The 13,755-nt window shown below is 72.6% G+C and carries 10 protein-coding genes and 1 tRNA gene; 4 read left to right on the plus strand and 7 right to left on the minus strand.

The features are described 5' to 3' along the window. The 4 genes from ABZ490_RS00355 to ABZ490_RS00370 all read right to left on the minus strand — a co-directional run bounded on the left by ABZ490_RS00355 (position 1) and on the right by ABZ490_RS00370 (position 4,764). A complete protein-coding gene (locus ABZ490_RS00355) occupies positions 1-291 on the minus strand; it encodes an acyl carrier protein (protein ID WP_358982284.1) in 291 nt (96 codons plus the stop codon). Between the two features lie 31 nt (positions 292-322). Continuing rightward, entirely contained in the window at positions 323-1,300 is a 978-nt protein-coding gene (locus ABZ490_RS00360; protein ID WP_358982287.1) for a ribonucleotide-diphosphate reductase subunit beta, read from the minus strand. Further along, positions 1,297-3,030, minus strand: a complete 1,734-nt coding sequence (locus ABZ490_RS00365) for an AMP-binding protein (protein ID WP_358982290.1) — start codon at positions 3,028-3,030, stop codon at positions 1,297-1,299. Before ABZ490_RS00365 ends, ABZ490_RS00360 begins: the two co-directional genes overlap by 4 nt. A gap of 231 nt (positions 3,031-3,261) precedes the next feature. Continuing rightward, positions 3,262-4,764 (minus strand): DHA2 family efflux MFS transporter permease subunit, encoded by a 1,503-nt coding sequence (locus ABZ490_RS00370; RefSeq protein ID WP_358982292.1) that lies wholly within the window; start codon positions 4,762-4,764, stop codon positions 3,262-3,264. A 158-nt stretch (positions 4,765-4,922) separates the two neighbouring features. Between ABZ490_RS00370 and ABZ490_RS00375 the strand changes: the two genes are divergently transcribed. Further along, complete coding sequence (locus ABZ490_RS00375) at positions 4,923-5,930, plus strand: beta-ketoacyl-ACP synthase 3 (RefSeq protein WP_358982294.1); 1,008 nt, start codon at positions 4,923-4,925, stop codon at positions 5,928-5,930. Between the two features lie 96 nt (positions 5,931-6,026). Here the strand turns inward: ABZ490_RS00375 and ABZ490_RS00380 are convergent, their stop codons facing one another. Further along, positions 6,027-9,416, minus strand: coding sequence for a BTAD domain-containing putative transcriptional regulator (locus ABZ490_RS00380; RefSeq protein WP_358982296.1), 3,390 nt, complete (start codon positions 9,414-9,416; stop codon positions 6,027-6,029). A 286-nt stretch (positions 9,417-9,702) separates the two neighbouring features. Here ABZ490_RS00380 and ABZ490_RS00385 point away from each other — a divergent pair, with 286 nt between their 5' ends. From ABZ490_RS00385 to ABZ490_RS00395, 3 genes are all read left to right on the plus strand, one after another. Next, on the plus strand, positions 9,703-9,876 hold the full coding sequence (locus ABZ490_RS00385) for a hypothetical protein (RefSeq protein ID WP_358982299.1): 174 nt from the start codon (positions 9,703-9,705) through the stop codon (positions 9,874-9,876). A 3-nt stretch (positions 9,877-9,879) separates the two neighbouring features. After that, entirely contained in the window at positions 9,880-10,113 is a 234-nt protein-coding gene (locus ABZ490_RS00390; RefSeq protein ID WP_003976229.1) for a hypothetical protein, read from the plus strand. A 108-nt stretch (positions 10,114-10,221) separates the two neighbouring features. Further along, positions 10,222-10,294 (plus strand) — tRNA-Ala (locus ABZ490_RS00395). 164 nt (positions 10,295-10,458) lie between these two features. Here ABZ490_RS00395 and ABZ490_RS00400 read toward each other — a convergent pair. Both ABZ490_RS00400 and ABZ490_RS00405 read right to left on the minus strand, forming a co-directional pair. Beyond that, the gene (locus tag ABZ490_RS00400; RefSeq protein WP_358982301.1) at positions 10,459-12,069 is read right to left on the minus strand and encodes an NADH-ubiquinone oxidoreductase-F iron-sulfur binding region domain-containing protein; all 1,611 of its coding nucleotides are present in this window, start codon (positions 12,067-12,069) and stop codon (positions 10,459-10,461) included. Next, the gene (locus ABZ490_RS00405; protein ID WP_358982304.1) at positions 12,066-13,373 is read right to left on the minus strand and encodes a cytochrome b/b6 domain-containing protein; all 1,308 of its coding nucleotides are present in this window, start codon (positions 13,371-13,373) and stop codon (positions 12,066-12,068) included. Before ABZ490_RS00405 ends, ABZ490_RS00400 begins: the two co-directional genes overlap by 4 nt. Positions 13,374-13,755: the final 382 nt, after the last annotated feature.

A 13,755-nucleotide genomic window follows, 5' to 3' on the forward strand; every position in this document is an offset into this window, starting at 1 on the left:
TCAGGCGGCGTCGCTCGGCACCGCCTGCTGCTGGTCGACGAAGTCCTCGATGTCCTTGACCGTGGTGATGTCGGGCGTGCCGCCCGTGCCGAGGTCGACCAGCGCGAACTCCTGCTCGATGCGGAGCGAGAGCTCGATGACGGCGAGGGAGTCGTAGCCGAGCTCCTCGACGAGACGGTCGTCGGACCGCGCCTCGCGGGCGCCGAGCGGGCTCATCTCCCCGACGATCCGGCGGACCTGGGCGCGCAGGGTGGTGTTGTCGGTGCTTTCCGTGCTGTCCGTGCTGTTCATGGTTCGTCGTCCCCTTCTGCTGATGTGGTCGTCAGGCCGCGGCCGCGCGGATCGGGTGCGGCGTGTTCCAGCGCTCCTCGTACGCGTCGAGGGCGGTGTCGATCGCGAGGTCCCAGGCGTCGCCGGCCTTCTCCACCAGGTGCGGCAGCCCGACCAGGCGCAACTGCTTGACCAGGCGTTCCCGGGCGATCTCGACGCTGCCGCGCAGCTGGGCGGCGCGGCTGAGCAGGGCCGCGCGGAGCGCCGGGGACGGGTTGTGCCGGGAGGGGCCGATCAGCACCCAGGCGGCGGCGCCCAGCGATTCGAAGTGCGCGTCCTCCACCACCTGGGCGAAGCCGCCGGCGACCCCGTCCTGGGCGGCGCGCAGTCCGAAGGAGACGTGCCGCGACTCGTCCCGCGTCACGTTCGTGAGCCCCTCCTCCAGCGCGTCCAGCTTCAGCCGCTTGGCGAGGAAACGGGTGGTGCGCAGCGCCGTCGCCGCGAGGACGCCCTCGGTGATCAGGTGGTAGTAGACGAGCGCCCGGTACCAGGACTCGCGGTCCTCGTGGTCGGCCCGTACCGCGTCGGTGGCCCGGGTGAGCACGGGCGCGAACACCTCGGCGTAGTCGGCCCCGTCCTCCGCCTCGTCGAGCGAGGCACCGCATGCGTCCTCCAGATACGTCTGGAAGAACCGCACGTGCCGGGCCTCGTCGGCGAGCTGCGTGCACAGGAAGATCCGGTCGTCCTCGGTGGGCGGCGACTCGATCAGGGCGCCGAGGGTGTGGGTCACCGTGACCTCGCCCACCTCCAGCTCGGCCAGGGAGCCGAGCATCTGGCCGCGGGAGAAGGGGCTGAGTGCCTGCCAGGTCTGTGCGTCCCCGGCGGGCGCGACCTGGGCGACGGCCCACTGCTGGCGCTCCCAACGGCGGTACAGATCGGCGGAGTTCGCCAGCCGGCCGCGCTGTTCGGCGGTGGCTTCGGGGGCCGTCTCGGTGACGTCGAGTACCAGCCCGGCGGTCGTGACGCTCATGTCGCTGCCCCATCCAGGTGTGTCGCGGTCGGTTGCGGTGCGGTCGGCGGTGCCGGGCGGTGCGTCGGGTGCGTGGAGTGGAGTACGTCGCCGGCGAGGGTGCCCTCCGCGGTCTGCCGCCACAGCAGCCGGCGGCGCGGTTTGCCGCTGGAGGTGCGCGGGATGGTGCCGCGCCGGGCCCGGACCACGGTCACCTCGACGGTGGTGTCCAGGGCGGAGCGCAGGACGCCGGTCACGGCCTCCAGCCACGCCTCGCCGGGGGCCTCCACGACGACCACGGCGCCGCCGCGGCCTTCGAGGGTGCCGAGCGCCACCGCGCAGCGGCCGGGCGGCACCCCGGGAACGGACACGAGCGCCGCCTCGAGGTCCTCGGCGTGCACCTTGCGGCCGCGGACCTTGAGGCTGTCGCCGATCCGCCCGACCACGTAAAGCTCGCCGTCGTGGAGGAACCCGGCGTCGCCGGTGCGCAGTCCGTCCGGGCCGAAGGGCGCGCTCGCCGCCGGGTCGGGCGACCGGTAGCCGTCGGCCACGGAGGTCCCGCGGACCCGGATCTCGCCGAACGTGCCGTCGGGCAGCGGTGTGCCGTCCTCGTCGACGACGTCCACGGCCGTCTCGGGCACCGGGGTGCCGCAGGCGGCGATCCAGCGCGCGGGGTCCTCGGGGCGGTCGACGCCGAGGACACCCGTGTCCGTGACGGTCACCGGCGCCCCGGTGGCGAGCGGGCCCGCCGTACGGACGATCCGCGCGCCCGTGCCGGGCCGTACGCCGGTGACGGCGAGGGTCGTCTCCGCCATGCCGTAGCAGGGCGTGAGCGCCCGGGAGTCGAAGCCGTACGGCGCGAGCTTCGCGGTGAAGTCGGCGACCACCCGCGCGTCGACGCGTTCGGCGCCGCTCATGGCGACCCGCCAGGCCGAGAAGTCCGTACCCGCCAGCTCCTCCTCACGGACCCGCGACGTGGCGTATCCGTAGCCGAAGTTGGGGGCGGTGGTGATGGTCACCCCGTGCCGGCCGTGGCAGTCGAGCCAGCGGGCCGGGGAGCGGATGAAGTCGACCGGGCTCATCAGCCACAGGTCGATCTGGGCCACGACGGAACCCAGGAACGTCCCGATCAGACCCATGTCGTGGTAGAGCGGCAGCCAGGAGGAGCAGGAGTCCTCGCTGCTCACGCCGAGCCAGCCGTGGATGGCGCGGACGTTGGCGGTGAGGTTCTCGCCGGTGACCCGGACCCCCTTGGGGGTGCCGCTGGAGCCGGACGTGAACTGCAGCAGCGCGAGGTCCGCGGTGCGGCGCGCCAGTGTGTCGGCGGCGGGCAGCTCCGCCGGGTCGGGCAGCACGAGGGGTGTGCCCGTGCCGGCCTTCGCGCACGCCGTGGCGGCGAGCGGGGCCAGGGCCGCGTCGGTGAGGACGGCGGCCGGTTCGGCGGCGCCGAGGACGGCGGCCGCGTGCTCGGTGAAGGCCTCGTGGCCGCCGAAGGTGACGGGCGAGGCGATCGGGGACGGGGTGGCCCCCGCGTACATGACACCGAGGAACGCCGGTACGAAGGTCTCGGGCTCCTCGATCAGCAGGGACACGACGCCTTTGGTGACGCCGTTCGCGTGCAGGAAGGCGGCCGTGCTGCGGGTGGCCGCGGCGATGCCGGCGTAGTCGCGCAGGTGCCAGTCGCCGTTTCGGTGGTAGTGGATTCCACGCTCGGGTGCGGGGGAGTCCAGCCAGTCGAGGACTGTGTTCATCAATTCCCCTCATGAACCGATGGGCTCTCGTCCTGTGTTACGGGCTGGTGGGACCGCCCCCTCGTGGGAATCCCGGGTTTTCGCAGGGGCCGCCGGGCAGGGGGGCGCCGGGCAGGGGCCGTACGGAAACACGCGGGGCGGGGCCGCGGGTCCGAGACCGCGGCCCCGCCGGGACCGGCCGCGACCGCGGGGGGTGTGAGTCGCGGCCGGTGTGCGAGGGGTGAGCCGGGGTCAGGCCCGGTCCACCGCGGGTGTTCCGTCGGCGGCCTGTGCCGCGGCGGCCTTGGCCGCGGCCTCGGCCTGCGCCTTCATATAGGCCTGGATCTGCCGCTGGGTCTCGGCGATCTGGGCCATGGACTTCTTGGTGAACAGCCACAGGGCGGGCACCGCGGAGGCGGCGATGAAGATGCCGGCCAGCAGGAAGGCGTCCAGGTAGGGCTGCGGGGTGCTCAGGTCGCCGGCCGCGAACACCGCCGCCATCGAGGCGACCCCGACCGATCCGCCGAACTGGCGGGCGGTGGTGTTCATCCCGGTGCCGGTGGCGAACTTCAGCGGGTGTACGGAGATGGAGGCGGCGGTCGTCACGCTGGTGAGCGCGGCGCCGATGACCGCTCCGCCGAGGGCGCCGTAGGGCAGCCACAGGGCCAGGAACTTCTCCTCGCCGCCGAGGCCGTAGTACGCCCAGAAGCTCAGTCCGAGGAAGGCGAGCGCGGAGACGACGATCACCGGACGCTGCTTCTCCGGCGGCACGCGGCGGCCCACCGAGATGGCGGCGACGGCGGAGAGCACGGCGCCCGGGGTGACGGCGAGACCGGCCTTGAGGACGGAGTAGTGCCAGATGGTGGTGAGGTACAGCGGCCCGGACAGGAACCAGACGAACAGTCCGGCGCCCAGCAGGAACGAGGTGAGGTTGGCCGCCGCGAACATCGGGGTGCGCCACAGCTCGGTCTCGACGGCCGGTGCCTCGTGGCTGCGGGAGCGCAGCAGCGACAGGGCCACGAAGAGCACGCCGGCGCCGATCCAGATCCAGGTCTTCGCCGCGTCCCAGCCCCAGTCGCCGCCCTTCGTCAGGCCGATGACGATGCCGGCGATGCCGAGGGTGATGGTGGCGGTGCCGAGGAGGTCGGGCAGCTTGGAGCTCTCGACGGCGCGCTGGGGCAGCTTCAGTCCGCCCGCGATCACGGCGAGGCCGATCGGGACGTTCAGCACGAACACCGCGCGCCAGTCGATCTCGCTGACCAGGAGCCCGCCCAGCGAGGGGCCGGCGGCCGCGGCCATGGAGCCGGCGGCTCCCCAGATGCCGATGGCCTCGGCACGTTTCTCGGCGGGTGTCTCGGAGAGGACGAGTCCCAGGGCGGCGGGGATCATGCCGGCCGCGCCGATGCCCTGGACGGCGCGGGCCGCGATGAGGCTCTCGACGTTCGGGGCGAGGGCGCAGGCCAGCGAGGCGGCGCTGAAGACGCCGAGCGACCAGAGGAACAGATTGCGCCGGCCGAGGATGTCGGCGAAGCGTCCCGCCGGGGTCAGCAGAGCCGCGAAGAGGATGCCGTAGCTGGTCACCACCCAGGTCAGGTCGGTCAGGGACTCCTTGGGGAAGTCCTCGTGCAGGGCCGGGAAGGCCACGTTGACGATCGTCGTGTCGAGAAAGGCCATGAATGTGGCTGCCGATGTCAGCAGCAGTGTCTTCCCCGCGCTCGACGGCTCGGCGCGAGACGCAAGCGTGCCTGAGGTCACTGTCGATCCCTCCAACTACCCAACTAACATTCCTTGGGTATGTGAGTACATACCGTAGGTATGTAGTTGTCAAGTCACAGGGGGTGGCGGGGTCCGCGTGCGTAATCCCCGAGAAGGGAGCAAGCAGGAGCAGAACCAGCAGCTGCGAAGGAGTCCGTGTGAACACCACGTACGCCGTACCCGCCCCCGGACCGGCCCGCCACCCCGCGGCCCTGCTCGGCATCGGTGCCTACCGGCCCCGACGGATCGTCACCAACGAGGAGATCTGCCGCACCCTGGACTCGTCCCCCGAGTGGATCCTGCGCCGCAGCGGCATCGCCACCCGCTGCTTCGCCGGGCCCGAGGAGACCCTCGCCGAGATGGGCGCGACCGCCGCCGGCAAGGCGCTCGCCGACGCCGGTGTCGCCCCGGACGAGGTCGACGAGATCCTCGTCGCCACCATGTCGGACATCGGTACGGCGGGCTCCGGCGCCCCGCCCGGCGACCTGGCCGCCGAGATCGGCCGCCGGCTCGGCGTCCCCGCGGCCGCCCGCCAGGTCGGCGCCGCCTGCGCCGGGTTCACCGTGGGGCTCGCCCTGGCCGCCGCGTCCGTCACCACCGGCCAGGCGCGCACCTGCCTGGTCGTCGGCGTGGAGCGCATGTCGGACATCCTCGACCCGCGGGACCGCTCGACCGCCTTCCTGTTCTCGGACGGAGCGGGCGCCGCGCTGGTCGGCCGAGGCACGGAACCCGGCATCGGCACCGTGGTGTGGGGGACGGACCCCGGCATGCGGGACGCGATCACCGTACGGGAGGAGCCGGAGCCGGGCGGGCCCGTCATCCGGATGCAGGGCTCCTCCGTCTTCCGCTGGGCGGTGACCCATCTGCCCGACGTCGTCCGGGAGATCCTCGCCCGCTCCGGGGTCGGCCCGGACGACGTGCAGGCCTTCGTCCCGCACCAGGCGAACCTGCGCATCATCGAGGCGGTCGCGCAGAGCGTCGGCTTCCCCGCCGAGGTCGCCGTGGCCCGGGACATCGTCGACCAGGGCAACACCTCGGCGGCGTCCATCCCCCTCGCCCTGGACCGCCTGCGCACCTCCGGAACCCTCGCCGAGGGCGACCTGGCGGCCCTGGTCGGCTTCGGCGCGGGCCTGACGTACGCCGGAATGGTGATCCGCATGCCGTGAACCCCGCGACCGCCGACGGCCCCGGACCTCACCGGGGCTCTCGGTACCGGCTCGGCGGGCCTGCTTCCCCGGCGGGCGCGCCGGGGATCGGCGGGGTCAGGTGTGCGTCGTCCCCGCGCGGGTGTTGTGGAGCAGCGTGCGCAAGGTGTCCGCCTCCGGTACCGCCAGCGGGTCGGCCAGGCGCAGGGCGTGTCTCCACAGGCGGGCCGGATGGCCGTGGTGGGGCGCAGTGGCGGCGGCCCGGCCCCAGGACAGCAGGGCGCGGATCTCGCCCAGGCGGTGGCCCGCCGCCCGGTACAGCGCGGACGCCTGCCGGTACCCGGCGACCGCGGCCGCGCACCGGCCCGAGGCCAGGGCGCAGTCCGCCTCCGCCATGAGGGTCTGCGCCCGCACGAGCCGCATGTCGCAGCCCCGCAGGACGCGCCGGGCGCGCCGGCAGGCCGCCAGCGCCTCCTCGTACAGGCCCAGCCGCACATACGCCGCCGCACTCTCGGCCTGCGCCCGCGCCGCCGCCTGCGGGTAGTTGACCTGCTCCGCCATGACCAGCGCCCTGCCGAAGCTGCGCATGGCCAGCTCGGCGTGATCGGCGGCGGCCTCCACACTGCCCAGCCGGATCAGACAGTCCGCCTCGATCCGCGGGTCGGACAGATGCGGGATCGCCACGTGCGCCTCGCGCGCCGAGGTCACCGCCTCGGCGTGCGCGCCCACGTCGCCGAAGAGCTCCGCCCGGCAGGACAGCGCGATCGCCACCCCCTCGTGGAAGTCCATCTCACGGCTCGTCAGGATCGCCAGCTCGCACCACTGCTGCGCCTCCGCGTGCTCCCCCAGCTGGCGCAGCGACAGCGCGACGTAGGCCGGCAGCCGGATCTGCCCGAACCGCGATCCCGACTGCTCCGCGAGCCGCAGCGCGTCCCGGAAGCCGTGCAGCGCGGCACCGGGGTCCCCGGCGTCGTAGGCGTTGCGGGCCAGCCGGGCCACCGCGTTGGCCTGCCCCGCGAGATCGCCGAGCTCCTCGTGGATCCGCTGGGCCGCCCGCATGTACCGGTCCGCCAGACCCAGCACCCCCACCGACCAGTACGTCCGGCTGAGCACCGCCAGCGACAGCGCCTCACCGGCCCGCCACGACGCGCCCCGGCTCACGGTCAGCGCCTCCCGGGCCCGCTGCCGCTCGGCCCGGTAGTGGCCCTCCCGGTAGCGCGAGTCGGCGACGTTCAGCAGCATCGCCGTGTTCGCCCGCTCATGCCCCGACCGCGCGGCCGCCCGCTGCGCCGCCTCCACCGCCGAGGACCAGTCGTCGCCGCCCGGGTGCAGCCGTATGTACCCCAGCATCGCGTCGGCCAGCCGCCAGCTCGCCGGTCCCAGCCCCAGCTCCGAGGCGAGCCTGATGGCCGCGCAGAGATTGGTCTTCTCCCGGTCCAGCCAGGCCACGTCGATGCCGGTGCCCCGGCTTCCGGCGGCGTCCTCCGCCCGATCGCCGACTGCTCCGGCCGCTCCGGCCGGGCCGTCCGTGCCCCGCGCGGTCCCCGAACCCGTACCCGTACCGGGCACCGTCCGTGGCCGCCCGCCCCACGGCAGGAGCGCCGCCACGGCCGCCCCCCTGTGCACGCCCGACATCTGGATCCCGTCGGCGAGGCTCGCCCGCTCCACCGCCTCCCGGTACCACTCCAGCAGCCGCAGCAGGACGTCCCGGCGCGCCTCCCACGGGTCCTCCTCGGTGGCGCGCCCCACCGAGTACTCCTTGACCATGTCGTGCATCCGGTAGCGCCGCGGCCCGTACTCGGCCAGCAGATTGGCCCGTACGAGCGCCCCGATCGCCTCCTCCAGCACGGCGAACGGGCAGTCCGCGAGCGCCCCGACCGTCTCGCGGCCGAACTCCGTCCCCGGTACGACACCCAGCTGCCGGAACACCCGCCGCTGCACCTCGGTCAGCTTCCCGTACGAAAGGTCCAGCGCCCGGCCCATCGCCCCGTGCGCGTCCGCCCCGTCCGTCGTCGGGACCTGCGCGAGCAGCAGGCCCAGCGGTTCGTCGGGATGGCTCGCGGCATAGGCGCCGCTGAGCCGCACGGTCAGCGGCAGCCGCCCGGACGCCTCGACGATCCCGGACGCCGCCGCCGGCTCCCTCGCCACCCGGGCACTGCCCACCAGCGACGCCAGCAGCTCCAGCGCCGACGCGTCGTCCAGGGCGTCCAGCAGGACCTCACCGGCGAAGTAGGTCGCGGTCAGCCCCGGCAGCCGTTCCCGGCTGGTCACCAGGACCGCGCTGCCGTCGACGCTCGGCGGCAGCAGATGACGTACCTGCTCGGGGCTCGCCGCGTCGTCCAGGACGAGCAGCACCCGTCTGCCGACGAGCAGCGTCCGGTACAGCGCGGCCCGTTCGTCGAGCCCGAAGGGGATGTCCGCGGCCGGCAGACCCAGCGCGAGCAGCACCGAGACGAGGATCTCGGAGGGTTCGAGGGGCGGCAGATGCCGCTCGTGGCCCCGCAGCGGCACGAACAGCTGCCCGTCGGGGAACGCGGTGCCCGCCCGCTGCGCCCACCGCAGCGCCAGCGTCGTCTTGCCCGCCCCGGCCATGCCGCTGATCACGGCCAGATTGGTGCCCTGCGACCCGCCCGCCTCCCGCCGGGGCGTCAACAGCTCGTCCAGTGCGTCCAGTTCACGCACCCGGCCGGCGAAGTAGCCGCTGCTGACCGGCATCCGCAGCCGTTCGCGCGCCTGGGACGCGACGGGGGCGGCCGGGGCGTCGCCCGCCGGGTGCGGCGCGGGGCGCAGCAGCTGCTCCCCGGCCCGGCGCAGGGCCTCACCGGGGCGCGTGGACAGCTCACGGGCGAGCCGGGACCGTACGGCCTCGTAGGTGCGCAGTGCCGCCGCGGGGTTCCCGCTGTCGCGATGGGCCCGGATCAGCCGGAGCGCCAGCTCCTCGTCGTAGGGCCGTTCCTCGGTCATCTGCTGGAGCGGGGGCACGATCTCCTGGGGCCGGCCCAGCAGTAATCGGGTGTCGTAGTACTCCAGCAGGGCCGTCTGCCGCTCGCCCTCCAGCGTCGTGCGCAGTGAGTCGACGTGGCCGCCGTCCAGGTCGCCGAGCGCGGCTCCCGACCACTGCGCCAGCGCGGCCGCCAGCAGCTGGGAGCGCTCCTCGTCGTCCTCGGCGCCGGCGGCCCGGGCCGTCAGGTCCCGGAAGCGGCACAGGTCCACGGCCGTGGGGTCGACCCGCAGCACGTATCCGTTGGCCTCGGACACCAGGACGGGCCGGCCGGGCGCCGCGGCCAGGACCTTGCGCAGCCGGGCGGCGTACCCCGCGAGAGCGTTGCGCGCCCCCCGGGGCGGGCGGTCGTCCCACATGAGCGCGGTGAGCCGCTCGGTGGGCACCACGTTGTTCACGTCCACGAGGAGGATCGCCAGCAGACTGCGCTGCCGTGCGTGCCCGATGTCCAGGTCGTGCCGGCCGGCCAGCGCCCGCACCGGTCCCAGCACCCGCAGGTCGATCACTGTTGACTCCGCTCGAGAGTTGGATCGGACGCGAAGCTGTCGTGGTGCTTCTCCGCGGTCGGGACCTCAAGGATTCCGGACTCCTCGCGGCGGGGCAAAGCCCTCCGGGATATTCCGCCGCCCGTGTCGGTGGTGCACCTGAGTCGGAACGGCCCCACCAGGCGTATACCTCTGCGGAGGCGCTCCCGTGTCCGGACTGGTACTGAGGCGTCGCTGACCGTATTGGCCCGGCCGTGGCAGAATCAAACGGCCGGAAGGGGGCGCGGCCCGACGGGAGGGAGTAGCGATGCCTGCGAGCATCCTCGGAGAGGGCGGCCACCTCTCCGGAGCGGCGTTGACACGGGGCAAGGCCACCCGGCTCAGCTGCCCTTCCTGCGGTTCGGCGTTCGTGGCCCAGGTTCTCGGCGACAACGGCGGGATCTCCTACGTGTGCACGGCCTGCGGCCACAGCTGGAGCTGATTCATGGGTGCACACAGGCGGAAATGCGACTGGTGCGGCAGCGGCACCCCGATCGTGCGTGACATGGAGCCGGTCAACCCCGACTACCAGTACTGGTGCGAGGAATGCGCCCGGGCGCTGATCATAAAAGGCGACCCCATCGAGACGTACCGCGAGCTGGAGGGCGAGCCGATCTACGGGCGGCTGCTCGAGGAGCACTGCACGCTCAAGCGGTTCTATTCGTTCGTGACGGCCTGACCGGGTATTTCCGGGCAAGTCGGACAGAACGGAAACGATTTGGTGGTCCACCCCCCGGACCGTGTAATGTTGGCGTCGTCGCCAGGGGAGCCGGGCGGAACAAAGCAAGGGGCTATAGCTCAGTTGGTAGAGCGCCTGCATGGCATGCAGGAGGTCAGGAGTTCAATTCTCCTTAGCTCCACAGCAGAAAGATCCCGCCGGGTCGAATCAGACCCGGCGGGATCTTTCTTTGCGTCTCGCAATGTCTCGCAATGTCTCGCAATGTCTCGCAATGTCTCGTCGTGTCTCGTACGACGCCGAAGGGGCCGCCTGTTTCCAGGCGGCCCCTTCCGGGTGCGGGGGCGGTCAGCGGCCGAGCGCGCGCCGGCCGCGGCCCTGGGAGAGCACCGGGAGGTTCTTGGCGGGCGCCGAGCCGCGCGTGTCCTCCTCCAGGCGCAGGGCGAGCGCGGGGCAGCGGCGTACCGCTCGCAGCGCCTTCGCCTCCGCGTACCGCGGCACCTTCGCCTGGGCCACGGTCGGGAAGCCGTCGGCGCCCAACTGGAAGACCTCCGGCAGGATGTCCGCGCACAGACCGTGGCCCCGGCACAGGGTCCAGTCGACGAAGATCTTCTGACGGCTGTCGCCGGCGTCCTGCGAGGCGCCGCCGCTCGTGATGGCCGCCGGGGCCATGCCCTCCTCGAAGAGCGGGAGGACGCCCTCCACCGGCCGTCCGCAGCCGTTCCCGAGCACATGGGCCGCGAGGTCGTCGGTGAACGCCTTGATGGTCGACTCCAGGAACATCGCGGAGCCGTCGGGGTGCGAGCACGCCCCACGCCGCTTGACGTTCTTGGCGACCTGCTTGAGGGCCTCCAGCGCGGCCGGGCCGCCGCCGTTGATGATGTCCTCCATGCCGCGCGCGGCGGCGGGCAGACCGAGGTAGCAGGGACCGCACTGTCCCGCGCTCTCGTCCGCCAGCCACTGCGCCACACGCAGCGACTCGCCCAGCGGGCAGGTCTCCTGGCTGATCGGCAGGATCGCGCCGGCGCCCAGCGCACCGCCCACCGCGTCCAGCGAATTGCGGGACACGACGGCCTCGTTGACCGTCGCGGCGTCGATCCACCGGCCGTGGTAGCCGCCGGTCAGCACCCCCTGCGGCACCGGCGGGGCGCCGGCCAGCTGGAGGACGTACCGCAGCGGCACGCCGGTGGGGACCTCGATCACCATGGGGCGGGCGACCGCGCCGGAGACCGTGAGCATGACGGTGCCCGGCTCGTCGTAGAGGCCGGTGTTGCCGTAGCGCTCGGGCCCGATGCGGGCGGCGATGGCGAGCTGGGCGAACGTCTCGGCGTTGGACAGCAGGGTCGGCGCGCCGCCGACGCCGCTCTGCGAGGCGCTGGTCTTGCGGCCGGGCGGGATCGCCGGGCCGCCGTCGATGGAGCGGACCAGCGAGGCGGCCGCGCCGGTCACCATGCGGATCGGGTTGCGCTGGACGAACGCCTTCAGCGCCGAGCGGCGGCCGGTGCCGAGGCCCCGCTCGGCGAGGGCGGCCTCCATGGAGCGCTCGGTCGACTCCCGGGTGACCCCCACCACGAGCGTGCGGGCACCCAGGGCCTCCGCCACGAGCAGCGCACCGTCCAGGATGAGGTGCGGGGCACGGTTGATCAGCACCGTGTCCTTGCGGCAGGCCGGTTCGTCCTCACTGCCGTTGACGACGACGACCGGCCGGACGCCGCGTTTGATCGCCGCGTCGGCGACCGAGCGCAGCTTCTTGTGGAACGGGAAGCCCGCGCCGCCGCGCCCCTTGAGGTTGATGCGTTCGGAGAGCTGCGCGAGCTTCTCCCCGCCCATGGGTTCGAGCGGCCCATGCACCTTCAGGTGCATGGGCAGGTCAAGTCTCTCGACAAGGTCGAAGCCCGACGTGAGCTGCGGAAGGCCGACCACGCGGACTTCTGGGACGTCGGGCAGGGCCTCGTTCACCTATAGCCTCCGGAAGGCGTGTTCCAAGGTTCGCCCGAACCCGGATTGTCCGTGGACGCTCCGGGCGCTGGTGCACTGGCGGGACCGCTGTTGTACGTGTCGTTCGAGTTGTACGTGCCGTACTGGGCGTTCGTCTCACCGGTGTTGTACACATCACGTCCGCCGTACCCCGGGTTGCCCGAATTGCCGTAGACCGGGATGTTGAACCCGGTGTCCTGCATCGGGTCGTACGCCGACGGGGGCGCCTCGCCGACCGGCGGCGGGGACGGGATCGGCCAGCTGCCGGAGGTGCTGCCGCCGGTGTCCGCGCGCGGCATCGCGGCGGTGGCCTGCATGTCCTGCATGTTCATGCGCGCGGTCTGGTCGGCCGCTCCCGCGTACGGCTGCTGCCCGCCGGGCGTGTTGGCGGAGCGGTAGGCGGCGGCGTACCCGCCCCCGGTGTCGGCGCCGGCCGGCATGCCGAACAGCGACGAGGTCTGCGGGTTCCCGCGGCCGGCGTCCCTGTCCCGGCCCCTGCCTTCGTCCCTGGCCGCCCGCGAGGGCCGGGCGGGACGCTCGTAGTCGCCCTCGGCCATCCGCGCGCGGGACGCCTCCAGGCCCTCCATGGCGTAGCGGTCCTGGGTGCCCATCATCATGGTGATCTTGTCGGCGACATTGCGCTTGAACTGGCGCGGGGCGGCGCGCAGCAGCAGGGCGGCCATGACGCCGACCAGGCAGAGCTGGTACGAGATCATGAAGAACGGCTTGGCGGCGCGACCCGCGTAGAGCCCGTGGATGAGGGCGGCGCACAGGGCCGGGTAGGCCATCATGTGCATCGCGCGCCAGCGGGCGGCGACCTCGGCCGGGGCGGCGAACTGGTTGCGCAGGGCGCCGGTGATGCCCACGAAGATCATGAGCAGGCCGGCCGTGGAGCCGAGGCCGATCAGGAAGCCGATCCCGGTGACGCCCTGCGAGAACGGGATGAGCGCGGCGAGCAGGACGGTGTGCTGCAGCGCGATCTTGACGGTGACGTGCACGAGCAGGAAGGCGATCGAGCCGACGGCGGTCACCCGGTGGATGCCCTGTCCGATGATGCGCTGGCGGGTGTTGAGGATCAGCCGGTCCTGGGCGACCAGACCCCAGATGACCGAGCAGGTGAGGCACACCAGCGACAGGACGCCCGCGCCGAAGTTGAGGAAGGACTGGAGCTGGTCCCCGCCGGCGAGCACGACGACGGGTATGAGGACCAGGACGACAGCCGAGGCCACCCCGTAGGCCGATCGGCCGGGCTTGGGGATCGAGCTGTTGTTGAGAAGAGGGTTCATGGGGGCAACTCCGAGCAGTTTCGGGAAAGCGGTCCCGCTGCCGAACTCTAAGCGGCTCCATACCGATGGGTACGAGGTTTGAGTTATTGCGTTGTTATCAAGTGACCATCTGGGCGGGACGATGTCCCTTTAGTTGCTGTTACGCGAAGTAATCCTTGACCTTTGTTCAACTTCGGCCGGGTGTGCCCGGTGTCCGTAGGTCATACGTAAGTCCGTCGCAGCTTGCTCAACCCCTGCGGTACCCTAGCGCCATGCGTGCCGTACGCCTTCTGCTTAGCGGGCCGCGCTGATCAGTCCCGAACGCCGGTGGACCGGACGGTTCGGCATCGGCGCGGCGTCCCCTCCTGTGCGAGGGGATTTTTCGTTTCCGGGAAGTCGCAGC

Origin of the sequence: Streptomyces sp. NPDC005811 (assembly GCF_040630405.1) — a bacterium.
GTDB lineage: Bacteria > Actinomycetota > Actinomycetes > Streptomycetales > Streptomycetaceae > Streptomyces.